The sequence below is a fragment of the Streptomyces sp. NPDC102258 genome (assembly GCF_055584685.1).
Genome location: NZ_JBVJLO010000009.1, coordinates 61,397 through 86,715, shown reverse-complemented (window position 1 = coordinate 86,715; position 25,319 = coordinate 61,397). Strand labels below are relative to the sequence as shown.

The window sequence follows — 25,319 nt, the reverse complement described above, 5'->3', positions numbered from 1 at the left end:
AAACCAACCGAAACGGACATGCCCGCCCCGGGGGAGGGCGGGCATGTCCGGATGCGGACCGAGGGCGAACGGGCTGCCTGCGGCCTAGGCGGCCGGGGCGGGCTCCGGCGCGACGGCCGGGGCCGCGGCGGCGGCGTCGGCGGCGGCGGCCGCGGTGTCGGCCGCGGTGTCGGCCGCGAAAGCCTCCTCGCGTTCGGCCGCCGGGGTCTGCTCGCGCGGCAGCAGGAACATCACCGCGAAGATCAGGACGAGTACCGCCACCACCCACCACAGGGCGCCGCGGAAGGCCTCGACGTACGGCGGGCCGAAGACCATGTCGTCGTCGATCAGCCCGAAGAACACGACGGAGGTCAGTCCGAGGCCGAGGGCGTTGCCCATCTGGCCGGTGGTGTTGATCAGGCCGGAGGCCGATCCGGCGTGCTCGCGCGGCACCTGGGAGAGGATCGTGTCGGTCAGCGGCGCCACGATCAGGCCCATGCCGAGGCCCATGACGACCAGCGGGGCGGCCATCTGCCAGGGGGCGATGCCCATGCCGTAGCGGTCGGACTCCCAGATGTAGAGCAGCAGACCGGCGGCCATGAACAGGGCGCCCGCCTGGAGCACCTTGCGGCCGAAGCGCGGGACGAGCTTCTGCACCGAGATGCCCGCGGCGACCGAGACGGCGAGGGAGAACGGGATGCCGGTGGTGCCGGCGCGCAGGGCGCTCCAGCCGAGGCCCATCTGCATGTACAGCGTCCAGACCAGGAAGAAGATGCCGGTCGCGATGCCGAAGGTCAGCTGGACGGCGATGCCGCCGGCGAAGCTCTTGACCTTGAAGAGGGACAGCTCGACGAGCGGGGAGCCGTCCACGCGGATCTTGTACCGCTCGTAGAGGATGAACGCGGCGAAGACCACGGGCGCCAGGCCCATGCAGACGAAGCCCCACAGCGGCCAGTCGTTCTCCCGGCCGTTGGTGAGCGGGAAGATCAGCATGACGAGGGCGAGGGTGGCGAGCACGACGCCGACCAGGTCGAGGCGCAGGGCCCTGGGGGCCTTGGACTCGGTGATGAACCTGCGGCCCAGCAGGATCGCGGCGATGCCGACGGGCAGGTTGATCAGGAAGATCGGGCGCCATTCGAGACCGAAGAGGTTCCACTCGGTGAGCAGCGCGCCGAGCATCGGGCCCGAGACGGCGCCGAGGCCGACGATCGCGCCGAACATGCCGAAGGCCTTGCCGCGCTCGTGGGGCGGGAAGGTGACGTGGACGATCGCCAGGACCTGCGGGACCATCAGGGCCGCCATGCCGCCCTGGAGGATGCGGGAGGCGACGAGCATGGCCGGGTCGGCGGCGATGCCGCAGAGCAGCGAGGCCGCCGTGAAGCCGGCGACACCGAGGAGGAAGAGACGCTTGCGCCCGTAGATGTCGCCGAGGCGGCCGCCCGTGATGAGACCGGCGGCGAAGGCCAGGGCGTATCCGGCGGTGATCCACTGGATCGCGCTGGTGGAGGCGCCGAGGTCCTGGCGCATGCTGGGTATCGCGATGTTGACGATGGTGACGTCGACCAGGTCCATGAAGGCCGCGGTCATGACGATGGCCAGCGCCAGCCAGCGCCGGCGGTCGGACGGGGTGGCGGCTCCCTCGCCGGGGGTTTCTCGTACGGGCCCGTTCTCTCTTTCGGGCGATGTCTGGGACGTCTCGGTGCTCATGGAGGCAAACGTAGACGGCATGTAGGTCAGATGGTGTCCGCATTGGCTGGCAGGCTGGGACCCATGACCGATACACCGGCCCGGCTCCTGACGCTGCTGTCGCTGCTCCAGACCCCCCGCGAGTGGCCCGGCAGCGAGCTCGCGGCCCGGCTGCGGGTGAGCGCCCGGACGATCCGGCGGGACATCGAGCGGCTGCGCGAGCTGGGATACCCGGTGGAGGCCTCGATGGGGGCGGAGGGCGGATACCGGCTGGTGGCGGGGGCGGCGATGCCGCCGCTGCTGCTGGACGACGAGGAGGCGGTGGCGATCGCGGTGGGGCTGCGGGCGGGGGCCGGCCATGCCATCGAGGGGGTCGAGGAGGCCTCCGTACGGGCCCTCGCGAAGCTGGAACAGGTGCTTCCGTCCCGGCTGCGCCGCCGGGTGGGCGCCCTGCAGTCGGCCACCGTCGCGGTGACGCGGGGCGACGGGCCGAGCGTGGACCCGTACACGCTGACGACGATGGCGGCGGCGGTGGCGGGGCCGGAGCGGCTGCGGTTCGCCTACCGGGCGCGGGACGGGGCGCGGTCGCGGCGGCTGGTGGAGCCGTACCGGCTGGTGAGCACCGGGAGCCGCTGGTACCTGGTGGCCTACGACCTGGAGCGGGAGGACTGGCGCACCTTCCGGGTGGACCGGGTGGGCGAGGCCTTCGCGACGGGGGCCCGGTTCACGCCGCGGGAGCTGCCGATGGAGGCGGCGGAGTTCGTGCGGCGCGGGCTGCGGGGCGGGGAGACGTACCCGGTCGACGTGTTCTTCGCCGCGCCGCCGCCGGAGTTGCCGGGGTGGCTGCGCGAGGCGGCCGTGGCGGAGGGGGACGGGGCGCGGGTGCGCTTCGAGAGCGGGGACGCGCCGGAGTGGCTGGCGGCGCGGCTGGCCATGGCGGGGGTGCCGTTCACGGTGCGCGGGCCGGACTTCCTGGTGCGCGGCGCGCGGGTGCTCGGGGAACGGCTGATGGCGGGGGCGGGGGCTTAGCGGGTGCGGCCGGGTGTGAGGGAGCCCCGGCACCTGGGGGGGATAGGTGCCGGGGCTCGTACGGGGGGGGCTGGACGCGGGCCGGTCAGGCCACGGCGTCGAAGCCGGTGTCGCGGGCCATGCGCTTCAGTTCGAGCAGCGCGTGCTTCTCGATCTGCCGGATCCGCTCGCGGGTCAGGCCGTGCTGCTTGCCGACCTCCGTGAGGGTCCGCTCGCGGCCGTCCTCGATGCCGTAGCGCATCTTGATGATGGACGCGGTGCGCTGGTCCAGCTTGCCGAGCAGGTCCTCCAGCTCCTCGCTGCGCAGCAGCGAGAGGACGGACTGCTCGGGGGAGATCGCGGAGGTGTCTTCCAGCAGGTCGCCGAACTGGGTGTCGCCCTCGTCGTCGACCGACATGTTGAGGCTGACCGGGTCGCGGGCCCAGTCCAGTACGTCGCCGACGCGCTTCTCCGTGGAGTCGAGCTCGGCGGCGATCTCGGCGTGCTCGGGGTCGCGGCCGTTCTCGCGGTTGAACTCGCGCTGCACCCGGCGGATCCGGCCGAGCTCCTCGACCAGGTGCACGGGGAGGCGGATGGTGCGGGACTGGTCGGCGATGGAGCGGGTGATGGCCTGGCGGATCCACCACGTGGCGTACGTGGAGAACTTGAAGCCCTTGGCGTAGTCGAACTTCTCGACCGCGCGGACCAGGCCGGCGTTGCCCTCCTGGATGAGGTCGAGCAGGGGCAGGCCGCTGCGCGGGTAGCGGCGGGCGACGGCGACGACCAGGCGGAGGTTGGAACGGATGAAGACTTCCTTGGCCCGCTCGCCTTCGGCGGCCAGGGCTTCCAGCTCCTCGCGGGCGGGGGACTCCCCGTCGCGCTCTATCGCGCCGTCGAGGATCTGCTGGGCGTAGACGCCCGCCTCGATGATCTGCGAGAGCTCGACCTCCCTGGCGGCGTCGAGCAGCGGGGTACGCGCGATCTCGTCCAGGTACATGCCGACAAGGTCGCGGTCAGCGATCTCCCCGCCCACGGCGCGGGCGCTGCTCGTGGACTGACGACGGGCGACGGCGCGGGTTGCCATGCGTGCTCCCTTGCGATGCGATGAATCGGTCGCGGTACGTCCTCGGACACTCTCCCGAGTGCCCGCTTCCGAAGGAAACAACGACTGGAATCGGGACAGAATTCCCACGTTGCCCCCTCTTCTTCGAGATCTTGCAGTATCCTGCCCCGCCATTCCCCGGATACCGGGTCGGCGGTGCACCGCGAGAGCGCGAAGAGGCGCAGGTCAGGCGGGGGACGGGGGCGGGTGGGCGGATCCTTTCGGAGCCGTACGGCGCCCCGCCCATGAGACCGCCGTCACAGTGTCACGGTCCCTTTCGGCCCCGGACCGTGCTCGCCGTGACCTTGCTCCTACCCCGGAAGACGGGGCTCACCGCCTTCCGGTTGCCCGGAGCGGGGATCGTTCGCATGCCCGAACGGGTGGGGCGCGAGGGGTGCCGGCCGTATGGGCAAGGGCGTCAGCCGAACTGGAGGGAGCGCTTCGAGAGGCCCATCCAGAAGCCGTCCACCGGTGTGCGCGGCGCGGGAAGGTCCGCTCCGGCGGCGCCGAGGGTGACGAAGAGCGGGGCGAAGTGCTCGGTGCGGGGGTGGGCGAGGCGGCCCGCCGGGGACTTGGCCTCGAAGTCGAGCAGGGCGTCGACGTCGGAGGCGGCCAGCGCCTCGCGGCCCCACGCGTCGAACTCCGCGGACCAGCCGGGGACGCCGGGGCCGGTGTGCCGCAGGGCGGCCAGGTTGTGGGTGAAGAAGCCGCTGCCGACGATCAGGACGCCCTCGTCCCGCAGGGGGGCGAGCTTGCGGCCGATGTCCATCAGCCGGGCCGGGTCGAGGGTCGGCAGGGATATCTGCAGCACCGGTACGTCGGCCCCCGGGTACATCTCCACCAGCGGGACGTAGGCGCCGTGGTCCAGGCCGCGGTCCGGGACGTCCTGAACGGGGGTGCCGGGGGCGCGCAGCAGCTTGCGGACCGAGGCGGCGAGCCCGGGGGCGCCGGGGGCTTCGTAGCGGACCGCGTAGTAGTGCTCGGGGAAGCCCCAGAAGTCGTAGACGAGCGGGAGCGTCTCGACGGCGCCGATGGCGAGCGGGGCCTCCTCCCAGTGCGCGGAGACCATCAGGATCGCGCGCGGCCGGGGCAGGTCCGCGGACCAGGCGGCAAGCTCGGCCGGCCAGATCGGGTCGTCGGCCAGGGGCGGGGCGCCGTGGCTGAGGTACAGGGCCGGCATACGGGCGGGGGCGGCGGCCGGGCGGGGGTCGGGGGTGGGGGCGGGGCTCATGGGGGCGCTCCTCGGTCATCGGTACGGGCCGCCGTCGCGGCCGGTCCGCGGCGTGCGCGCGGGGCCACCCCGAAAAAGGACCGACCCCGCCTCGTTCAAATTTGAACGAAGCGGGGTCGTCAGTCATTCCCGTACCGGTGCCCCCGGTGCTCCCGTCAGTGGGCGATCACCGGGATCTTGAACTCGGCGTCCTCGGAGCCGGCGCCCGCGCTCCCGCCGGAGGCCACGGGGCCGCCGGAGCCGGGACGGCCGGTGTTGATCAGCGTGAACGCGATGGTCGAGCTGACCACCAGGATCCCGACGGCCCACCAGATCGCGGCCGAGTAGCCCTCGACCATGGCCTGCGCCTGGATCAGCTTCCCGGCCGGGCCGCCCGCCGCGGCCTGGGCCGCGTGGTCGGTCAGGTACGCGGTGGTCGCCGAGGCGGCGATGGTGTTGAGCAGGGCGGTGCCGATCGCGCCGCCCACCTGCTGCGAGGTGTTGACCATGGCCGAGGCCACGCCGGCGTCGGCCGGGTTCACCCCGTACGTGGCCAGGGACATCGCCGGCATGAAGGCGGTGCCCATACCGAGGCCCAGCAGCAGCTGCGCCGGCAGGATCAGCGCCGGGTAGGAGGAGCCGACCTCCAGCTGGGTCAGCAGCAGCATGCCGGTGGCGGCGAGCAGGAAGCCCGGGCCCATCAGCAGCCGCGGCGGGACGCGGGTCATCAGGCGGGCGCCGATCTGGGTGGAGCCCGTGATCATGCCCGCGATCATCGGCAGGAAGGCGAAGCCTGTCTTGACGGGCGAGAAGCCCTTCACGACCTGGAGGTAGTAGGTGAGGAAGAGGAACAGGCCGAACATCGCGATGACGGCGAGGCCGAGCGAGAGGTACACACCGCCGCGGTTGCGCTCCAGCAGGACGCGCAGCGGCAGCAGCGGGGACTTCACCCTGGCCTCGACGGCCACGAAGGCGATCAGCAGCAGGGCGGCGGCGATGAACAGGCCGATGGTCAGCCCGTCGGTCCAGCCGGCGGACTCGGCGCGGGTGAAGCCGTAGACGAGCGAGACCAGGCCCAGGGTGGAGAGGATCACGCCCGGGATGTCGAGGCGGGCGGCGTTGCGCGAGCCGGCGGGCTCACGGATGACCAGCCAGGCACCCACGGCCGCGACGATCGCGAACGGGATGTTGACGAAGAAGGTCCAGCGCCAGTTGAGGTACTCGGTCAGGAAGCCGCCGAGGATCAGGCCGACGGCGCCGCCGCCGCCCGCGATGGCGCCGTAGATGCCGAACGCCTTGGCGCGCTCCTTGGCGTCGGTGAAGCTGACGGCCAGCAGGGAGAGCGCGGCCGGGGCGAGCAGCGCGCCGAAGGCGCCCTGGAGGGCGCGGGCGCCCAGCATCATCGCCTCGCCGTTCGCCGCGCCGCCCAGCGCGGAGGCCAGGGCGAAGCCGATCAGACCGACGATGAAGGCGTTCTTACGGCCCCACTTGTCGGCGATGCGCCCGCCGAAGAGCAGCAGCCCGCCGAAGGCCAGCGCGTACGCGGTGATGACCCACTGGCGGTTGCCGTCGGAGATGCCGAGGTCGGTCTGGGCGGAGGGGAGCGCGATGTTCACGATGGTCGCGTCGAGGACGACCATCAGCTGGGCCAGGGCTATGAAGACGAGGGCCTTCCAGCGACTGGGATCGGCGGCGGCCGACGCGGGAGCCGCGGCGGTTTTTGACATGGGGGTACCCACTTCACGGTGCGGAATGACTGAAAAGATCAGAAATGGTCGATTGGAGAAACTATGGGGTCCGGGGCGGTCGCGTCACATGGTTTTACGCCTCAGGTCCACGCCTGGAGTCCACGCCCCGGGGCCACGCCTCAGGTCCTGCAAGGTGGCGGCCGTGCCGGGAAGCCGGGAGCGGGCCGGGGCCCGCAGTCCGTCGAGGAAGAGCTGGAGGTGGCGGTGGACGAAGCGGTCCGCGCCCAGGCAGTCCGTCCCCGGCAGGGGGCGGCTGAGCTGGGACAGCGCGACCATCAGGTCGCCCACGCCGATGTCGGTGCGCAGCAGCCCGGCGCGCTGCCCGATGGCGACCAGGCTCTCCACGGCCGCCTCCAGCGCGCCGCGGGCGGCCAGCAGTTCGGGGTGCTCGTGGTCGAAGCCGTCGGAGAGCATGGGGCACAGGGCGCCGATCCGCTCGTCGGCCGCGGCGTGCGTGAAGCGGCAGAGGGCGGCGAAGGCGTCCGGTTCCTCGGCGAGGGAGTCCTCGGCCTGGGCGGTGACCCGGTCCATCACGTAGAGGACCACGTGGTGGACGAGGTCGGCCCGGTCGGGGAAGTGCCGGTAGAGGGTGGCGTTGCCGACGCCGGCCCGGCGGGCGATCTCGTCGAGCGGCGCCTCGGCACCGGACTCCACCAGCATCTCGCGGGCCGCGGCCAGGATCCGCTCCCGGTTGCGCACGGCGTCGGCGCGGGGCTTGGGGACCCGGGTGGGGGCGTCGGGGTCGGCGGCCGTGAGGTCGACGGTCGCCGCGGGGGCGGCCGCCGGGGTGCGGGCGGGGCTCTTCATCCGGGGCCTCCCTGGGGCTGGGACTCGTAACGGCTGATCGGGTCGGGCTGGATCCGTACGACACGTAGGACCAGGACACGTAACGACACGTAACGACACGTACGGCTTACGCGTCCACCAAACGGGGAGCCGGTCCCCGCTTTGCGGGACTCAGGTACAAACGGGGATTGCGTCCCCGGTTATTTCACTCTTCCGTGTGACTCACGTCACACGGGAATATGCGGCGTTATCTCCCGTTTGGACGTCTCCGGCGCGCGGGCGCGCCGCCGCCGTCGGAGGGTGAGCGGACAGAGCGCAGTCCGGACCCGGCCGGCTGCCGCGGACGCGAAGGCGATCTTCATGCCGCAGACCCGCCGCCGGATACGCAGACCCCGTCGCACCAGCGCGTTCATCGGCCTGACCGCGCTGGTCCTGGGCCTCGGCGCCACCGCCAGCACCGGCATATCCGGGCGCGGCCACTCGGCGGCCGGGCCGGTCGCGACCAGCGCGGAATCCGCTCTGGCGCCCTGCCGGATCGCCGGGACCATGGGCGTCCAGATGTCGGAGGGGCTGCCGACGCCGCCCGGGTACGCGCGGTCGACCGGCGAGGTGCGCGCGCTGAACCTGATGATCGACTTCCCGGACGCCAAGGGGGAGGGCTCGGCGCTGGACCGGCTGGCGGAGTTCTTCCCCCAGACCTCCGACTGGTTCCACACCAGCTCGTACGGCCGGCTGACCTACCGGGCCGAGGCGCCGATACGGAACTGGCTGCGGATGCCGATGCCCTTCGCCGCGTACGGGATAGAGCGCGGGTCCTCGTACGAGCCGGGTTACCGCCGGCTCGTCGAACACATCGCGAGGGCCGCCGACCCCGAGGTGGACTTCAGCCGGTACGACCTGATCAACATCCTGGTCACCCCGAACGCCGGGCCGTCCGCCCTGGACACCGTCCTGTCGGTGACCTTCTCCGGCAACGGCGAGGCGCCGGTGGCCGACGGGGTGCCGCTCGCCAACACGTCCTTCGTCTACAGCCGGCAGGACGACGGCTCCGGCTCCTACCGGGAGACCGGCTTCCGGGTGCTCCCGCACGAGAACGGGCACATCTTCGGCCTCCCGGACCTCTACACCTCCGAGGGCGGCGGCGCGGTCGGTCACTGGGACGTCATGAGCGAGGACTGGGGCGCCAACAACGACCTCCTCGGCTGGCACAAGTGGAAGCTGGGCTGGCTCGACGCCTCGCAGATCAGCTGCGCGTCCAAGCGGGGGGTCAGCGACCACGTGCTGTCGCCGCTGGCGGTGAAGGGCGGCACGAAGCTGGCGTTCATCCCGCTGTCGGAGAGCACCGGGTACGCGGTGGAGGTCCGCACCCCGGCCGGGAACGACGAGGCCGTCTGCAAGCCCGGCGTACTGATCTACAAGGTGGACTCGGACGTGGACACCGGGCGCGGGCCGGTGACGGTCTCGGACAGCCTGGGCGGGAGCGGGGGCTGCACCCGGCGGCCCAACGTGCACGCGGAACTGTCCGACGCGCCGTACCGGCCGGGCGAGACGTTCACCGACGAGAAGGCCGGGATCAGCGTGTCGGTGGTGGGCGAGCTCCGCAACGGCGACTACCAGGTGCGGGTCACCCGGCCCTGAGGCGGCCGGCCGGCCCGCGGGGCAGGGACCGGACGACCTCCCTCACCCGGGTGGAGGAGGCCTTTCGGCGGCTTTCGGGGCGTGGGCCGGGCATGGTCGGAGCACTGATCCGCTTCCACTGGAAAGGCCCCGCCGTGACCGTGCACCCCACGAACCCCACCACCCCCGAAGAGCGCCTGGCCGCGGCCGGGCTGACGCTGCCCCCGGCTCCCGCGCCCGTCGCCGTGTACGTACCGGCGGTCATGAGCGGGCATTACGTGTACACCTCCGGCCAGCTGCCCATGGTGGACGGCACGCTGCCGGTGACCGGGAAGGTCGGGGCCGAGGTGAGCGAGGAGCGGGCCAAGGAGCTGGCGCGGCGGTGCGCACTGAACGCGCTGGCGGCCGTGGCGTCGGTGGCGGGGGACCTCTCCGCCGTCAAGCGGGTGGTGAAGGTGGTCGGCTTCGTGGCGAGCGCCCCCGGCTTCACCGGCCAGCCGGGCGTGGTCAACGGCGCGAGCGAACTCCTGGGCACGGCCTTCGGCGACGCGGGCATCCACGCGCGGAGCGCGGTCGGGGTGACGGTGCTCCCGCTGGACGCGCCGGTGGAGGTCGAACTGACGGTGGAACTGCATACGCCGATGGGGGTGTGAGGGGGGTGGCCTGAGCGGGGCCGGGGCCTGCCGGTCGCCGCGTCGCTGCGCTTCCGACTGGTCAGGGCAGGGGCGGTGGCGTGGGCGAGGGCGGGATCGACGGCTGGGCGGAGTACGGCGGCCACGAGTACTCGTACGACTGCTGCGGCCACGGCGTCGGCTTCGGCGGCGCGAAGGGGCCCACGTGGCCGGCCATGAGGGCCATCGCGGTGCCGGTGAAGAGCAGGGTGGCGATGATCAGCCCGAGCCCGACCGGATTGCGCGGGTTGTAGGCGTACCGGTTCGTGCCGTACCGGCTCCGCCGGAAGACCGGCTCGTCGTCCCTCACAGCCCGCCCCCGCCCTTCCGGTGCCTCACGACCGCCCGCCGGCGTCACGGCCGGCCACGGTGGCCGCCACCCGCCCCGGATGCCGTACGGACTCCCCCACCACGGTGCCCGGAGGGTGGCGGCGCCCCCCTGCGGCCCCGATCCTCCCCCGCCGACCCGCACCGCCGCACTGCCGCGCCCCGGCAGTCTTACGCGCCCCTCGATGCCGGTCGGCTCCCCGGGCGCCGGTCAGCCGCCGAGCGGCGCGGTGGTGACCTGGGCGGGCGGGGTGTCGGCGTGGTCGATGCTCACCTGGGACCTCGGGCCGCGCGTCACCTGGAAGAGCGTGAGCGGCAGGCCCTGGTCGGTGAAGGCCTGTTGCAGGCGGGGGTCGTGGGTGAAGACGACGATCTGCCAGTGCCTGCCGATGTCGTGCAGCACCTGGGCGAGTCCGTGCACCTTGGCCGGGTCCATGGACTGCACGGGGTCGTCGATGACGAGGAAGCCGAAGGGGCTGTCCACGGTCGTGGCCCTCGGCAGGAAGAGGGAGAGCGCGAGGGAGTGCAGTTCCCCCTGGCTCATGATGTCGAGCGCCGGAGCGTCCTCGCCGTCCACGGAAGCCGCCATGACCAGCTTGCGGACGGTCGCCCTCTCGCTGCCCTTCAGGCTGACGGCCGTGAGGTCGACGTTGCTCTCCTGCCGCAGCCGCTCCCAGATGGCCTGCGTCGCGTCGGTGAAGCGCTCCATGCGCTCCTCCCGCAGCTCGGTGGAGAGGTCCCTGAGCCACTTCACCGCCTTGCGGAGGTGGCTCAGCAGGACCCTGTCCCGTTCGGTCGCCCGCGCCGTGTCCGCCCACACGGCGAGCCGGATGACCAGCGCGCGCCACTCCTCGCCGCGCTCCTCCAGCTCACGGACCGCGCGCGTGCTGACGGCCGCGCAGGCGTCGGTGAGGGCCGTGGCGGCCGCTTCGGCGTTCCGGGCGAGCTCGACCGGGTCGGTGATCTGCCGGCAGTCGGTCCACGCCTCCCACGGGTCGGCCAGAGCCGGGGGGATCCGCGCGGGGCGCTCGATGATGTGGTGGAGGAGCCGCACGTCCGTCCGTACGGCGGCGCGCGCGTCCTCGGCGGTCTTCGCTTCGCGGCGCAGCTCCGTCACCTGCCGGGAGGCACGCTCGTACCACTCCCGTCCGAGGACGCCTTCCGTCCCGCACGCCGGGCAGACGTCGTCGTCGGGGTGCCGGCCGGCGTGGGCGAGGGCCCTCTCCAGCAGGTCCGCGCGCAACCGGGCGTTCTCGGCGTCGGTACCGCGGACGGCCTCCATGCCGGCGACGGCGCTCCGTAACCGCTGAACGGCCTTCCCTACCGCTGCCAGGTCGGGCCCCTGTGCCCCGGCGTCGGCCTCGGCGTGAAGTTCGGCGAGCCGGCTGTCGTCGGCCGGGGGCAGACCCGCCACGAGGGCGCCGATGGTGTCGAGGTCCGGGGCGCCGGGGGCGTCCAGGGCGGCCAGGGCCCGTACGGCACGGTCGTCGTCCGCCAGCGCGCGGAGGGACTCCCTCAGGCCGGGTACGGCGTCCCTCGTCTCCTTCGCGGTGGCGGCGAGGGCCCTCTCGCGGGCGCTCAGGGTGTTGGCCGCGGTGGAGAGCAGGTCCATGCCGAGGATGGTGGCGATGGCGTCGTAACGCTCGGACGGCTTGCCGGTGAGCATGAGGTCGAGGTCGGTGTACGAGAGGAAGGGCCGGTGGTCGGCGAGGACCGCGTCCCAGCCCGCTTCGTTCAGGGGGACGGTTCCGTGGCCCGGGCGGGTGAAGGTGGCCTCGGAGCCGGCGAAATCCTTGCCCGCCCAGGTACGGGTGAGGGTGCTGTCACCGGTGTCACCCTCGATCGCGAGCGTGAGCTCGATCATGGGGCTGCCGGAGTCGTGGAGGTTGTACCAGTGGCCGCCGCGCGTGGCGTCCTGGCCCGGCCGGTGGGCGCGGGTACCGGTGAAGCCGACCTCGATGGCGTCGGCGAGGCTGGACTTGCCGGAACCGTTGCGGCCCACGACGAGGTTGACACCCGGGCGGGGGCCGAGGCTCAGCCGGGCACGGGGGCCGATGCCGCGAAAGCCGTTGACGGCCAGGGAGTGGAGGTAGACGCGCCCCGGAGGGGCGGTCGACGGGGTGGCGGCGCCGGCGCCGGCGATGGCCTCGCCGAGGGCCTCACGCAGCAATACCTTGACGCGCTCGGGAAGCGCCGCTCCGGCCAGGCGCGCCGCCACCGTCTCGACGAGCGGAAGCGCGGTCCGCTGGTGGTATTCCGTCTCGGTCACGAAGGGCCTCCTGCGCGGTGCGACGGGGATGAGGCGGTGCGGCGTCCCGCACCACCTGCTGACGGGAGGGAGCACTGAGGAGGGACGGACGCTCACCTCGTAACTTACTGAACATCAGCGCGGTCGACTTCCCTATCCGGCCAGCTGCCCGGCAACTGCCCCTGTTTGCACCGCATTTGGCACGACGCCCTGTTGCTGTCGGCAGAGAACGGGAGTAGCGCCGGACAAAGGTCCCGCGGAAGCCGCCGCGGTCTGCTCTTCCTTGGCGCGGCGATAGCCGCGTTACAGGCGGTGATCGGCTCCCGGGAGAGCGTGCCGGCCATGATCGCCGGGGATGAGCTCCACCTGCTGGACGAGACGACCCACCGCGACCTCGCCCGCGTGGCCGGCTACGTGGTCCACCACGGCGTGGCCCAGCTCGACGTCCCGCGCTATGCGCGGCAGCTGCTCGCTGAGGGGCTGCTGGAAGGCGACACCCCTCGACCCGGTCCCTGTGGCAATCCATGCAACCGCTCGCAGGACGATCCGCTAGGCTGTCAGCGGTCAGTCGGCTACCAGGCGCGTGCCGGGAAAAATGTCCGCGAGGACATCTCCACCCGGGTGGGCGCACGTTGCCTGACCAGCAGTCGAAGCGGCGCTGGTGATCCCTCCGGGTTCCCAGCAACGTTTCCGACAGGCCCCGCCTTCGTAGCTCAGGGGATAGAGCACCGCTCTCCTAAAGCGGGTGTCGCAGGTTCGAATCCTGCCGGGGGCACAAGGAAGACGGCCCGGAGCGATCACGCTCCGGGCCGTTTCGCGTCACCTCTGACGACAACGGGGTCGCACATTCGGTCGTCGGTGGCCTGACCTTCGGGCAGCGGTGCGTCCGCTGCTCGGAGTGTTTGAAGGAGACCCGGCAGGAGAGGCACACGTACGCGAAGCGGTGGGGCATCCGGCCACTGTCCACCGTCGAGATGGTGCGTCGCCATGGGTTTTCCGCTCGCGTCCACCAGACATCCCATCCCGTGGGGGTGTCGCGTGGGGAGACCCCCGGCCGGGGGTGGCTGGGGGTCTTCGGCGTGCGGGGGTTAGCTGAGGCCTCGGGTGCGTTCGCCTATGCGGTCGCCCTGGGGGGTGCCGGAGCGCTTGAGGGCGGCCTTGGTGTGGGCTCCGCCCTTCACCTTGCTGCGCAGCGGGCCGTCGAAGCCGTGGCCCTGCGGGGACGGCGGCCGGAGCGGGTCCGTGGCCTTCGCGATCGCCGCCTGGACGTCGTGCTTCTGCTCTTTGCTCATCCCGTCGTCAACTCCCTCGGGAAGCACCCAATCGGACTACTGGGATCGTAAGCAGATATAGCGGACAACGCACCCGGACGGCGGGCAAAGAATCCCGGAGCGCTCCGGGATCAAGGGCGCGCCGGAGCGGGCCCTTCCCGGGTGCCGCGGTCCGCGCGGACCAGTTCCTCCGGGCAGGGCGTACCCCGCGGGAGCTGGTATTTCGCCGCCACGCGGTACTCGCCGGGGGTCGGGGCCAGCAGTTCCGTCCAGACGTCCCCGGCGGCGTCGGGGGCCGCCTTGAAGAGGCAGCCGGAGGTGTTGGCGTACTCCTTGGGGCTCGCCGGGGTCGCCGCGCCGCGGGCCTTCGAGGCGGGGGTCTCCTGCGGGGGCTCGACGGCCTTGCCCTCGGCGTCGACCAGGCCCAGCCAGGGCGAGTGCGGGATCCGCACCAGCACCCGGCCCGGCGTCTTGACGTCGATGACCAGCCGGTCGGCGCCCGCGACCACCACGCTCGCCGGGCCGGCCACCAGGCCGGTCGGGTCGACGACCCGGAACAGCCGCCAGTTCGCGTCGCCCCACACCTCACTGAGGTACGGGAGCCCGGCGCCCACCAGCTTCGCCTCGGCCTCGCCCCCCGAGTCGGGCGTGTCGGCGGGCAGGACGACGTAGTGCACGGCCCAGCGTTCCAGCCAGGCGCGGTAGCCGTCGGCGGTGAGGGTGCCGTCGTAGAAGAGCGGGTTGCGCTCCAGGTCGGCCTGGCGGTTCCAGCCGCGCGCGAGGTTCACGTACGCCGGGAAGGCGGAGGACTCGCGGTGGCTGCTGGCGGGGACCACCTCGACCCGGCCCCGGTCGGCGCCCGCCTTCTGGAGCTGGTCGACCAGCGGGGCCAGCTCCCGGTTCCAGGCGGCCACCGGGGTGGTGCGGACGATGTCGGTGACGCTGTTGGTGGTGATCCAGGCGGTCAGCCCGACGCAGGCGAGCAGCACGGCGTACCAGTGCCGCGAGCGCGGGACGGCGTACGGGAGGGCGGCGAGCAGCACGGCGCCGCCGAACAGCATGACGAGGCGGGTGACGTTCGAGCCGACCTGGGAGTCGATCGCCCAGGTCAGGAACACCCCGAGGGTGTAGACGGCGGAGGCGATCCGGACCGTCTTCCACCCCTTGGGCACCAGGAAGACGATGGCCAGCCCGAACACGAACGGCAGCCAGGCCGAGCCCACCTTCATCGGCTGCGTCCCCGAGAAGGGGAACAGCCACGCCGAGAGCCCGACGACGGCCACCGGCGCCAGTCCGAGGGCGTACGCGCCCGGCCGCCGGCGGCTCAGGAACAGTGCGGCGGCGATCACCCCGAGGAAGAGCCCCGCCACCGGACTGGCGGCGGTGGCCAGCCCGGCCAGCGGTGCGGCGGCGGCGGCCTTGGCCCAGCGCCGCCGGGCCCATTTGCGGGGCCAGCAGAAGACGGCGGCGACGGCCCCGAGCGCGAACAGCACGCCGAGTCCGAAGGTGACGCGGCCCGACAGCGCGTTGCACAGCAGCCCGTACACCCCGGCGAGGGCGGGCCACAGGGGTCGCCGGACGGCGCCGCGGCAGCGGGTCAGGATCAGGGCGAGGAGTCCGGCCGAGCAGGTCCCGGCGATCATCATCGTCGTCCGGACGCCGATCATGTGCATGACGTACGGGGACACGACGCTGTACGAGACCGGGTGCATGCCCCCGTACCAGGCGAGGTTGTACGCGGTGTCGGGATGCCGGCCGACGAACTCCGCCCACGCGTCCTGCGCGGCCAGGTCGCCGCCGCTGTTGGCGAAGCTGAAGAACCAGACGACGTGCAGGACGGCCGCCACGGCCATGGCGACGGGGACGGGGTGCCGGTGCGCCCACGCGAGCGCCCGCGCCGGGGCGCCGGCCGTCGGAGCGGGGGGCGCCGGGGCGGAGGGCGCGTCCGGGGGGCGGCCCGCCGCGGGGCGCGCCGCCGCCGGGCGTTGTCCCTGCTCATCCCGCTCAGCGGTGGTCACAACCGATGCTCTCTCCCGACCCGGACCGACACGGGCCGCCGCGCGCGTCCCACTCGGCACCCTAGACGTGCCGCGGCGCCCCGGGGTTGCCCGGGGCGCCGCGGCGCACGGACGACGGATCAGCCGATACGGGTCAGCTTGCTGCCCGCACCCGGCGCGACCAGCTCGCGCTGGAGCGCCACGGGCACCTTCACCTGGCTGGCGCCCTCGCCCACGGTCAGCACCCCGACCTTGGTTCCGGCCTTGGCCGTCTGCGGGATCTTGGTGCCGCCGTCGCCGAGCTTGAGGGCGACGGTCAGCGAGGACCAGCCGACCGCCTGGACGTCGGCGGTGGCGACGACCGGCGTGTGGCCGCCGAGGCCGTCGTCCACGTAACCGACGACGTCGCCCTTCTTCACGACGGGCGCGCCCTCGATGGACTTCTGGGTGGCGATCAGCAGCGTGCGGCTCGCGGCGACGACGCTGTCGATGATCGGCGGCTTGTGCTGGCCGAGGACGGCGCCGACGATCAGCTGGTTGGTGTCGCCGACCTTCTTCTGGGCGGCGAAGAGGAGGTTGCCGCCGGCCTTGGTCGTCGTACCGGTCTTGATGCCGAGCGAGTCGTTGAGCGGGACCAGGCGGTTCCAGTTCGGCCAGGTCTTGCCGCTGGGGTCGACCCAGCTGGGCATCCGGGTGATGTCCACCAGCGCGGGGATCTCGACGATCTTGAGGCCCAGCTTCACCTGGTCCTCGGCGGTGCTGACCGTGGTCGCGTCCAGCCCGGAGGGGTCGGTGTAGGTGGTGTTCGTCATGCCGAGTTCCTTGGCGGTGTCGTTCATCTTCTTGACGAACGCCTCCTGGGAACCGGAATCCCAGCGCGCGAGCAGCCGCGCGATGTTGTTGGCCGACGGGATCATGAGGGCGGCGATCGCGTCGTACTCGGTGATCTTGTCGCCCTCCTTGACCGTGTTGAGGGTGGACTCGTTGTCCGACTTGTCCTTCTGACCCTCGGTCTCGGCGGTCTTGTCGATGTCGATCATCGCGCCCTTCTCCCCCTTCTTGAAGGGGTGGTCGCGCAGGATGATGTACGCCGTCATCGACTTGGTGACGCTCGCGATCGGCACCGGCTTCTGCTCACCGGACGAGCCGATGGTGCCGAGGCCGGCGGCGGCCATCGAGGCCTGCCCCTCGGTGGGCCAGGGCAGCTCGGGCTTGCCGCCGGGGAAGGCGTACGTGGCCTTCGCGGTCATCGCCAGCTTCGGCGCGGGCAGCGGGCGCACCAGCTGCACGACGGCGAGCACGATCGCGAGGAGCAGCACGATCGGCGCGTAGATCTTGAAACGCCGGACCGCGGTGCGCAGGGGGCTGGGCGGCGGGGGCGGGTTGTTGGTGAGGTCCGCCAGCATGTCCAGCGGCGGCCTGGGGGGCAGCGGCTGCTGCGTGGTGCGCTCGCTGGAGTCCAGCCGGGCGGCGGCGGGCGGGGGCGGCGGGGTCGCTGCCGCGGGCTTGGGGGCGGGGGCGGGCGCGGGCGCGGGCCGGGGGGTGGCGGGCTTCGGCGGGGCCGCCGGCGCGCCGTCGCGCAGCGGCACGAAGGTGCTGGACCGGCGCGCGTCGTCCGTCCCGGCGTCGGCCGGCTTCTTCTCCGGCGCGGCGGGGGCGGAGCCCGGCTTCACGGCCCGGAAGACGGCCGTGCGCTCGCTGTCCGCCGACTCCGAAGGCTTGTCGGCCTTGTCGGCCGGCTCCGCCTTGGACGTCGTCTCCGCGTCGGCGGGCTTGCCCGAACGGGGATCCCGCGCGGGGGCGGAGCCCGGCTTCACGGCGCGGAAGACGGCCGTGCGCTCGCTGTCCGCCGGCTCCGAGCGCTTCTCGGCCTTGTCGGCCGGCTCCGCCTCGGGCGTCTTCTCCGCGTCGGCGGGCTTGCCCGTACGGGGATCCCGCGCGGGCGCGGAGCCCGGCTTCACGGCCCGGAAGACGGCAGTCCGCTCGCTGTCCGCCGACTCGGGGCGCTGGTCGGCCTCAGGCGAAGCGGAATCCGGAACGACGACCCCGAACGCGGTCGTACGCACGTCACCCGACGGCTTCTTCGGCGCGTCCGAACCCGGCTTCACCGCACGGAAGACGGCGGTCCGCTCACTGTCGGCCGACTCCGGCTTGGCGGCCTTCTCAGCCTTCTCGGCCTTCTCCGCTGGAGCGGAGTCCGGGACGACGACGCCGAACGCGGTCGTACGGGCATCACCGGACGGCTTCTTCGGGGTGTCCGGGGCAGCCGGCTCCGGCTTGGCGGCCGGCTCCTCCGAAGGGGTACGCGGGTCCCGGGCCGGTGGCTTCCGCTGCGCCGAAGCGGAATCCGTCGCGGGCTTCGCGTCGGGCTTCGCTTCGGGCTTCTCCGAGTCCGCCGTCCGGCCCTCCTCCGGGGAGGCCTGGCGGCCCGCTCCGGACGCGGCGGGCTTCGCACCGTCCACCCGACCGGAGGACGGCTCGGGCGCGGCGTCGACGCCGGACACCCCGCCGTCGGCACCCGAAGCACCGGAGGCGCGGGAAGCACGGGAAGCACCCGAGGCCCCGGAATCAGCCGACGCGGGCGTGGCACCGGAAGCGTCCGGCAGCTTCGAAGCACGCGAGGCGCTGGAATCAGCCACCGCACCGGAGGCACCCGCCGCCCGGGAGCCGGCCGACGCACCCGACGCACCGGAGCCGCCCGAGGCGCCGGACGCACCCGACGCATCGGAATCGGCGCCCGCATCCGCCTCCGGATCCGCCTCCGCTTCCCGCTCCGGATCCGCGTCCCCGGAGGGCTCCGCCGTCCGGTCGGGCTCCGTGGTGGCGACCCAGGCCGCCACCGCCTCCTTCAGCGGATCGCGCCGCGCCGGCGGCTGGAACACCGAGAGCCTCGGGTCCCGGTCCCCGGAGGACTCCGCCGCCCCCGACGCTCCTTCATCTACCGACTTGTCGGGGGACTCGCCCGCCACCGTTCCTCCTCGATCGCCGTCCGGTCACTGTCCGAACCGTCTAACAGTGTCCCGTCTAGGGGGCATCGCCCCCGTGCTAGACGAGAACGACATAGCTGCAGGTTCCCCCGCAAAGCGGCCAGGCGCTCTCGACAGATGAATGTGAGAGGCGTCACCCTGTCACTCATCCACGCGGGGAGGCATGGATGGGCAGGAGCCGCAGAACAATTCCAGAGGAGCTTCTGCTGCTCGCCTTGGACCCGGCCACGGGAACCACGGCGCAGCCGCAGTCGCTCGACCTCGGCCTGGCCGGGGCACAGCTAGTGGAGCTGGCTCTGGCAGGACGGATAGCCCCTGACGGGGATCGTATCGCCGTGGTGATGCCACGGCCGACAGGAGATCCGACTTTGGACTCCGCACTGGAACTGCTGCGCAGGCGCGGCAGCCCGGTACGGGCCGTCCACTGGATCGGCGGACCCCGGCTGGGGCTCCGCCAGATTTACCTCGCCCACCTGGAGCGCTGCGGCATGGTCCATGCCGTCGCGGGACAGATGTGCGGGGTGCTGCCGACGACTCGCTACCAGGCGACCGACACGGCGATCAGCCGGGAGATCCGTGCCCGGCTCGACAGTGCGATCCGCACCGGCGTACCGCCGGACCCGCGGACCGCGGCGCTCGCCGCACTGGCCCACGCGGTCGGACTCGGCAAGCACCTGTACCCCGGCAACGAGGGGCGCTCGTCCAGATCCCGGCTGCGGGACCTGATCCGGCACGACCCGATGGGCGGTCTCGTGGCGCACGCCGTGATGGACGTCCAGAACGGTGTGGCCGCCCAGCCGCGCCGGGACCGGGCCCCGGCCCCGGCGCCCGTCCGGGCCACGGCGGGCGGCGCGGTACCGCTGCAGCCGCGCCGGACGGGTGCGATGGCCCGCGCGGCCGCGCACTGACCGGCGGCACCCGCACCACCCGTAAGACACGCACCACCCGTACGACGCGCACACCAGCACCACCCGCACCACCCGCACGACACGCACCGCCCGCACGCGGGGTGGTGGGACCGGTGAGCCGGTTCCGCCACCCCGCGTGCCGCGTTTTCCGGGAGATCGCCGTCGATCCACGGCGTTCCCCAGCGCCGTCGCACCCTTCGGTGGCAGTCTGCTGAACAGCAGACACGCAGAGAGACAGCGACAGAAGAAGGCGGAGGTGCCGTCCCCGTGGCGTCCAATGTCAATCCCACCGTCCGACGCCGCCGACTGGGCATGGAGTTGCGCAAGCTCCGCGAGGACAAGGGCATGACGGCCGAGCAGGTCGCCGAACGCCTCCTCGTCTCCCAGTCGAAGATCAGCCGGCTGGAGAACGGCCGCAGGTCCATCAGCCAGCGCGACGTACGCGACCTGTGCGAGGTGTACGAGGTGGAGGACCCCCGGCTCGTCGACTCGCTCATGCAGATGGCCAAGGACTCGCGCCAGCAGGGCTGGTGGCACGCCTTCGGGGACATCCCGTACAGCGTCTACATCGGGCTCGAAACCGACGCCGCCAGCCTGCGTACGTACGAGCCCCAGATGGTCCCCGGCCTGCTCCAGACCCCGGAGTACGCCCAGGCCCTCATCCGCGGCGCGCTGCCGGAGACGGCTCCGGCCGACGTGGACAAGCGCGTCCAGGTCCGCATGCACCGCCAGAAGCGGCTTTCGGAGACGGACAACAACAACCCGGACGTCGGACCGCTGCGCCTGTGGGCGGTGATCGACGAGGCGGCGCTGCGCCGGCACGTGGGCGACCCGCAGTTGATGATCCGGCAGCTGGAATTCCTGATAGAGCAATCGCAGCAGCCGTACATCACGGTGCAGGTGATGCCCTTCACGATGGGCGCGCATCCGGGGGTGAACGGGCAGTACGCGATCCTCGAATTCCCGGACGCCTCGGACTCGACGGTCGTGTACATCGAGGGCGTCACGAGCGACCTGTACCTGGAGAAGGCGAACGACGTCCAGAAGTACAGCGTGATGTACGAGCACTTGCGGGCCCAGGCCCTCAACGTCGACCAGACCAGGCGGTTCATCTCGGAGATCATCGACCATTACGCCGGCAAAACGTCCAAGTGACGGCCGGGGGGCCGATACGGTACACCGTCGGTCCCCGGCCACAGAAGGCCTGAACTGAATATGCCACCCGGTCGAGTGAATGCCTCCTTCAGCCCTCGGGAGGTGCCGGTAGCGTCGATCACGTCGGTCAGGGAATGGACCGGCACGAAACCGGAACTACTCGCTGAACCGGAGAAAAACATGGCTATTCGTCAGGGCGCCACGGAAATCTGGACCAAGTCCTCCTACTCCGGCGGAAACGGCGCGTGCGTCGAGGTCAAGTCCCCCGTCATGGAGGCCATCGCGGTCCGCGACTCCAAGGTGCAGGACGGCCCCTCCCTCAGCTTCGCGCCGGCGTCGTGGACCTCCTTCGTCGCCGACGTCACCGAGGGCCGGTCGGGGCGCCTCGCCTGAACGTTTCGGCCCCCCACCCGACAGCCCTTCCCGTACCACTGACTGAAGCCCTCTCGACCGGTCCGCCGTCCTGGCCGAGGGGGCTCGGTCATGTCCGGACGGTACGGCGCCCCCCCGGCGGACAGGGTGTCCCTCAGCGCAGCCGGTCCACGTACCGGTCGGTCCCCGGCACCGTCGGGACGAACGGCGCGACCAGCTCCACCCGGCCCGGCCCCGACTCCGCGACCTCGGCGTCGAGCCCCTGGAAGCGGTCCCAGCACGTACGCGGATCGGCCTCCAGGAACCACAGCAGGGTGAGCCGGGTGTCGACCCCCTCGACCTGTTTGACGTAGGTCATCCGATCGCCGGGCAGCGGCGTCGGCCGGAAGACGGTGACCATCGCCGCCGGTGAGCCGGCCAGCCGCCGCGGCAGGATCCGCGAGCGCAGCCGTTCCAGCAGCTCGGCCCGCTGCGCGGGGCCCTCGGCGTCGACGACCTGGAGGACGAGCCCGGCGTACGGGTGGTCCAGCGCGTGGAAGTCCCGCGGTCCGGCGGCCCCGTCGCGGTAGACGGTCGCCTCGTGGTCCTGGAAGGCCGTGAAGACGTGCGTCCGGTCCTGGTAGACGCGGCCGTCGCGGTTGAGCCGCTTGTTGACGGCGACCGTCCACTTCATGTGCTCGTCGTAGCGGCCCTCGGTCACCCAGTACGTGGACAGGTAGCAGCCCGCGGTGACGGGCTGGGCGACCGCCGACTTCTCCGGGTAGCGCAGTTCCCGGAGGTCGCGGGTGGCGACCCAGCGGCGGCCGGCGTACATCCAGGGCATGGCCATGGCGCCCGCGTAGTAGTGGTCGTCCTCGTACCAGCGGTTGTACGCGTACTCGTGGCCCGGGTGCGGTTCCACCATCGTGATCAGGGCGTGGCCGGGGCGGACCCCGTACGGGCCGACGGCCGCCAGCTCCGCGTAGTCCCCGGCCCGGGTGTCCGGCGGGGTGTCGTTCGCGTCTGTGGTCATGGCACCGGTCTATCTGATGCAGCGTCAGTTGTGGAGGGGGCGGACGGGCCGCGTTCCCCGGCCGCCGCCCACTCCGTGGACAGTAGGTGCCGTCTACATCTTCTCGCCGTTAGGCTGCGCCGCACCCGCCCCCCGAAGGAGTCCCCGTGCCGATCGCCGCCCCGCCGCCCTTCGCCGCCCGCGCGACCTCGGTGGGCGGCTCGCCCGTACGGGAGATCCTCGCGCTGACCGAACGCCCCGGGGTGATCTCGTTCGCCGGGGGCCTGCCCGCCCCCGAACTCTTCGACACCGCCGGACTGCGCGCCGCCTACGACGCCGTCCTCGGCGGGCCCGGCGCCGCCCGCGCGCTCCAGTACTCCACCACCGAGGGCGCCCCCGAGCTGCGCGAGGCGGTCGCCGACCGGCTGCGCGCCCGGGGGCTGGCCACCGACGCCGGGGACGTCCTGATCACCACCGGCTCCCAGCAGGGCCTCACCCTGCTCGCCGCCACCCTGCTGGAACCCGGCGACACCGTGCTCGTCGAGAACCCCACCTACCTGGCGGCCCTCCAGTGCTTCGGCCTGGCCGGAGCCCGGGTCGTGCCCGTCCCCTGCGACGGGGAGGGGCTGCTGCCCGACGCCCTCGCCGAGATCACCGCCCGGGAGCGGCCGAAGCTGCTCTACACCGTCCCCACCTTCCAGAACCCGACCGGCCGCACCCTGCCGGGAGAACGCCGGGCGGAGGTGGCCCGGACCGCGGCGCGGCTCGGCCTGTGGCTGGTGGAGGACGACCCGTACGGGGAACTGCGCTACGAGGGCTCCCCCCGGCGCTGGCTCGCCGCGCACCCGGGCGCCGAGGACCGCACCGCCCTGCTCGGCAGCTTCTCCAAGGTGCTGGCCCCCGGGCTGCGCCTGGGCTGGCTGCGCGCCCCGGCGGCGCTGCGCCGGGCGGCGGTGGTCGCCAAGCAGGCGGCCGACCTGCACACCTCGACGGTGGACCAGCTGGCCGCCGCCCACTACCTCGGCGCCGCCGACCTCGACGCCCACGTCGCCCGGGTCCGGGAGGCCTACCGGGCCCGGCGCGACGCACTGCTGGCGGGACTGGGCGGGGCGCTCCCGGCGGGCTCGGAGTGGAACCGCCCCGAGGGCGGCATGTTCGTCTGGACCCGGCTCCCGGCCGGGCACGACGCGTCGGCCCTGCTGAAGGCGGCCGTCGCGCACGACGTGGCGTTCGTGCCGGGGGCGCCGTTCTTCACCGGCGCCCCCGACCCGCGCACGCTGCGCCTGTCGTTCACCACCCACACCCCGGCGGAGATCACCGAGGGTCTCGGGCGGCTGCGCCGGGCCTGGGCCTAGGCGGCGCCCCCGTCCCCGCCCCCGTCCTCGTACAGGGCGTCGATCTCGGCGGCGTACCGCTCGGCGACGGCGCGGCGGCGGAGCTTCAGGGTGGGGGTCAGCGTCCCGGCGGCGATGGAGAACTCCTCGTCCAGGACCCGGAAGGCGCGGATCCGGGCCGGCCGGGAGACGGTGGCGTTGGCGGTGGCCACGGCCGCGGCGGCCAGGGCCCGTACGGCCGGGTGGGAGCCGGGGGCGGCCCCCAGGTCGAGGGACTCCCGGGCGGCCCAGGCGGCGACCTCGGCGGCGTCCAGGGTGATCAGGGCCACCGGGTGGGGCCGCCGGTCGCCGATGAGGACGGCCCGCGAGATACAGGGGGAGGCGGCCTGGACGGCGAACTCCACCTCGGTCGGGGTGATGTTCTTGCCGGCCGAGGTGATGATCAGCTCCTTCTTGCGGCCGGTGAGGGAGAGGAAGCCGTCGGCGTCGAGCGCGCCGAGGTCCCCGGTGTGCAGCCAGCCGTCGGGGTCGAGCGCCTCGGCGGTCGCGGCGGGGTTCGCGTGGTAGCCGGGGAAGACCATCGGGCCCCGGGCGAGCACCTCCCCGTCGGCGGCGATGCGGACCTCGCAGCCCGCGACGGGGCGGCCGACGGTGCCGGGGCGGACGGCGCCGGGGTGGTTGAGGCTGATGACCCCGCCGGACTCGGTCATTCCGTAGCCCTCGAAGACGCTGATGCCGCAGGCGCGCAGGAAGTCCAGGGTGGCGGGGGCGATGGGGGCGCCGCCGGTCAGGGCCCATTGCAGCCGGCCCCCGAAGGCGGCGCGGACGGGCCCGTAGAGGGACTCCCGCGCCGCCTCGTACGCGGCCCGGTCCGCCTCCGGAAGCCGGCCGTCCGCCGCCAGCAGGCCCAGCCGTACGGCCTCCTCGAACCGCTCCGGGCCGCCCTCGGTCCCCGCCGCGAGGGCCTGCACCACCGCGTGCACCTTCTCGAACAGGCGGGGTACGGAGGGCAGGTGCGTGGGCCGCGCCTCGGCCAGCTCTCCGACCACGTCCTCGACGCGGCCGCCGAAGTAGCAGAGCTCCCCGCCCTGGAGGAGGGTGGTGAACTGGATCAGCTGCGCCAGCAGGTGTGCGAGGGGCAGGTACAGGTACGTGGAGTTCCCCGGTCCGCCCCGGGTCAGCGGGAGCGTGGCGTCCTGGACGGCCCCGAAGTTGCCGTGGGTGAGCCGGCACCCCTTGGGCAGGCCGGTGGTGCCGGAGGTGTAGACGATGGCGGCGTCGTCACCGGGGCCCACGGCCGCGGCCAGGCCGGCGAGCAGGGCGTTCCCGGCGGCGAAACACCCGGCGTCGGGGCGTGCGTCAGCCGAGTGCCCGGCGGCCGGCTGCCCGGCGGCCGGCTGCCCGGCGGCGGGCTGCCCGGCGGCCGGTTCCGCCCACGTCGCCTCGTCCATGCGCAGGACCTCCCGCAGCGCCGGCAGCTTCGGCCGCAGGGCCTCGACGCGGGCCGCCTGGGCGGCGTCCTCGCAGACGGCGAGGACCGCCTCGGAGTCCGAGAGGACCCAGGCCAGTTCCTCCTCCCCCGCCGTCGGGTACACCGGCACGAGCACCGCGCCCACCGCGAGGATCCCGAAGTGGGCGTACGTCCACTCGGGCCGGGTCTCCGCGAGCACCGCGACCCGTTCCCCGGGCAGGACCCCCAGTTCGAGCAGCTCCCGGCCCACCCGCCGTACGGACGCGGCGAGTTCCGCGTGGCTGCGCGTGCGCCACCCGCCCTCCGGCGTACGGAAGCGGAGCGCGGGCGCGGGCCCGTACCGTTCCCCGGTCCACCGCGTGAACTCCGCCAGCGTGCCCGGCCGACCGTCCAAGGCCTCCATCGCGTGCCCTCCCGAGAAAGGTGGTCCCCGTCCCCCGACGCTAGGCAC

The 25,319-nt window shown here is 72.9% G+C and carries 19 protein-coding genes and 1 tRNA gene; 8 read left to right on the top strand and 12 right to left on the bottom strand.

Annotation, left to right across the window (positions count from 1 at the left end):
• Positions 1–84: 84 nt before the first annotated feature.
• Complete coding sequence (locus ACZ6ZT_RS17210) at positions 85–1,686, bottom strand: MFS transporter (protein WP_469719987.1); 1,602 nt, start codon at positions 1,684–1,686, stop codon at positions 85–87.
• Positions 1,687–1,749: 63 nt separating this feature from the next.
• Between ACZ6ZT_RS17210 and ACZ6ZT_RS17205 the strand changes: the two genes are divergently transcribed.
• Positions 1,750–2,694: a helix-turn-helix transcriptional regulator gene (locus ACZ6ZT_RS17205; RefSeq protein ID WP_469719986.1), complete on the top strand. Its 945-nt coding sequence runs from the start codon at positions 1,750–1,752 to the stop codon at positions 2,692–2,694.
• A gap of 85 nt (positions 2,695–2,779) precedes the next feature.
• Here the strand turns inward: ACZ6ZT_RS17205 and ACZ6ZT_RS17200 are convergent, their stop codons facing one another.
• The 4 genes from ACZ6ZT_RS17200 to ACZ6ZT_RS17185 form a co-directional block, all read right to left on the bottom strand.
• Positions 2,780–3,757, bottom strand: coding sequence for a sigma-70 family RNA polymerase sigma factor (locus ACZ6ZT_RS17200; RefSeq protein ID WP_469719985.1), 978 nt, complete (start codon positions 3,755–3,757; stop codon positions 2,780–2,782).
• A 436-nt stretch (positions 3,758–4,193) separates the two neighbouring features.
• Entirely contained in the window at positions 4,194–5,006 is an 813-nt protein-coding gene (locus ACZ6ZT_RS17195; RefSeq protein WP_469719984.1) for a dioxygenase family protein, read from the bottom strand.
• A gap of 155 nt (positions 5,007–5,161) precedes the next feature.
• Positions 5,162–6,712 carry an MFS transporter gene (locus ACZ6ZT_RS17190; protein ID WP_469719983.1) on the bottom strand — a complete coding sequence of 517 codons (1,551 nt, stop codon included), beginning with the start codon at positions 6,710–6,712 and terminating at the stop codon, positions 5,162–5,164.
• 84 nt (positions 6,713–6,796) lie between these two features.
• Positions 6,797–7,540, bottom strand: a complete 744-nt coding sequence (locus ACZ6ZT_RS17185) for a TetR/AcrR family transcriptional regulator (RefSeq protein WP_469719982.1) — start codon at positions 7,538–7,540, stop codon at positions 6,797–6,799.
• Positions 7,541–7,879: 339 nt separating this feature from the next.
• On the opposite strand from ACZ6ZT_RS17185, the gene ACZ6ZT_RS17180 reads away from it, so the two are divergent.
• Both ACZ6ZT_RS17180 and ACZ6ZT_RS17175 read left to right on the top strand, forming a co-directional pair.
• Positions 7,880–9,157: a M6 family metalloprotease domain-containing protein gene (locus tag ACZ6ZT_RS17180; RefSeq protein WP_469719981.1), complete on the top strand. Its 1,278-nt coding sequence runs from the start codon at positions 7,880–7,882 to the stop codon at positions 9,155–9,157.
• Between the two features lie 92 nt (positions 9,158–9,249).
• Complete coding sequence (locus ACZ6ZT_RS17175) at positions 9,250–9,789, top strand: RidA family protein (protein ID WP_469719980.1); 540 nt, start codon at positions 9,250–9,252, stop codon at positions 9,787–9,789.
• A gap of 61 nt (positions 9,790–9,850) precedes the next feature.
• On the opposite strand, the gene ACZ6ZT_RS17170 is transcribed toward ACZ6ZT_RS17175, so the two are convergent.
• Together ACZ6ZT_RS17170 and ACZ6ZT_RS17165 are read right to left on the bottom strand one after the other, a co-directional pair.
• Positions 9,851–10,117, bottom strand: coding sequence for a hypothetical protein (locus tag ACZ6ZT_RS17170; RefSeq protein WP_469719979.1), 267 nt, complete (start codon positions 10,115–10,117; stop codon positions 9,851–9,853).
• Between the two features lie 228 nt (positions 10,118–10,345).
• A complete protein-coding gene (locus tag ACZ6ZT_RS17165) occupies positions 10,346–12,403 on the bottom strand; it encodes an AAA family ATPase (RefSeq protein ID WP_469719978.1) in 2,058 nt (685 codons plus the stop codon).
• 681 nt (positions 12,404–13,084) lie between these two features.
• Between ACZ6ZT_RS17165 and ACZ6ZT_RS17160 the strand changes: the two genes are divergently transcribed.
• Positions 13,085–13,157: transfer RNA gene (locus ACZ6ZT_RS17160), tRNA-Arg, on the top strand.
• Positions 13,158–13,470: 313 nt separating this feature from the next.
• On the opposite strand, the gene ACZ6ZT_RS17155 is transcribed toward ACZ6ZT_RS17160, so the two are convergent.
• The 3 genes from ACZ6ZT_RS17155 to ACZ6ZT_RS17145 form a co-directional block, all read right to left on the bottom strand.
• Positions 13,471–13,674 (bottom strand): hypothetical protein, encoded by a 204-nt coding sequence (locus ACZ6ZT_RS17155; protein WP_469719977.1) that lies wholly within the window; start codon positions 13,672–13,674, stop codon positions 13,471–13,473.
• Between the two features lie 110 nt (positions 13,675–13,784).
• Positions 13,785–15,731 (bottom strand): MFS transporter, encoded by a 1,947-nt coding sequence (locus tag ACZ6ZT_RS17150; protein ID WP_469719976.1) that lies wholly within the window; start codon positions 15,729–15,731, stop codon positions 13,785–13,787.
• A 59-nt stretch (positions 15,732–15,790) separates the two neighbouring features.
• Positions 15,791–18,619, bottom strand: a complete 2,829-nt coding sequence (locus ACZ6ZT_RS17145) for a D-alanyl-D-alanine carboxypeptidase family protein (protein WP_469719975.1) — start codon at positions 18,617–18,619, stop codon at positions 15,791–15,793.
• Positions 18,620–18,804: 185 nt separating this feature from the next.
• On the opposite strand from ACZ6ZT_RS17145, the gene ACZ6ZT_RS17140 reads away from it, so the two are divergent.
• From ACZ6ZT_RS17140 to ACZ6ZT_RS17130, 3 genes are all read left to right on the top strand, one after another.
• Entirely contained in the window at positions 18,805–19,545 is a 741-nt protein-coding gene (locus ACZ6ZT_RS17140) for a GOLPH3/VPS74 family protein (protein WP_469719974.1), read from the top strand.
• 267 nt (positions 19,546–19,812) lie between these two features.
• The gene (locus ACZ6ZT_RS17135) at positions 19,813–20,700 is read left to right on the top strand and encodes a helix-turn-helix domain-containing protein (RefSeq protein ID WP_469719973.1); all 888 of its coding nucleotides are present in this window, start codon (positions 19,813–19,815) and stop codon (positions 20,698–20,700) included.
• A gap of 180 nt (positions 20,701–20,880) precedes the next feature.
• Positions 20,881–21,093, top strand: a complete 213-nt coding sequence (locus ACZ6ZT_RS17130) for a DUF397 domain-containing protein (protein ID WP_469719972.1) — start codon at positions 20,881–20,883, stop codon at positions 21,091–21,093.
• Between the two features lie 133 nt (positions 21,094–21,226).
• Here the strand turns inward: ACZ6ZT_RS17130 and ACZ6ZT_RS17125 are convergent, their stop codons facing one another.
• A complete protein-coding gene (locus ACZ6ZT_RS17125) occupies positions 21,227–22,084 on the bottom strand; it encodes a hypothetical protein (RefSeq protein ID WP_469719971.1) in 858 nt (285 codons plus the stop codon).
• 146 nt (positions 22,085–22,230) lie between these two features.
• Between ACZ6ZT_RS17125 and ACZ6ZT_RS17120 the strand changes: the two genes are divergently transcribed.
• Positions 22,231–23,418 carry an aminotransferase-like domain-containing protein gene (locus ACZ6ZT_RS17120; RefSeq protein WP_469719970.1) on the top strand — a complete coding sequence of 396 codons (1,188 nt, stop codon included), beginning with the start codon at positions 22,231–22,233 and terminating at the stop codon, positions 23,416–23,418.
• On the opposite strand, the gene ACZ6ZT_RS17115 is transcribed toward ACZ6ZT_RS17120, so the two are convergent.
• Complete coding sequence (locus ACZ6ZT_RS17115; RefSeq protein ID WP_469719969.1) at positions 23,415–25,271, bottom strand: AMP-dependent synthetase/ligase; 1,857 nt, start codon at positions 25,269–25,271, stop codon at positions 23,415–23,417. The two genes, ACZ6ZT_RS17120 and ACZ6ZT_RS17115, sit on opposite strands and share 4 nt — an antisense overlap.
• Positions 25,272–25,319: the final 48 nt, after the last annotated feature.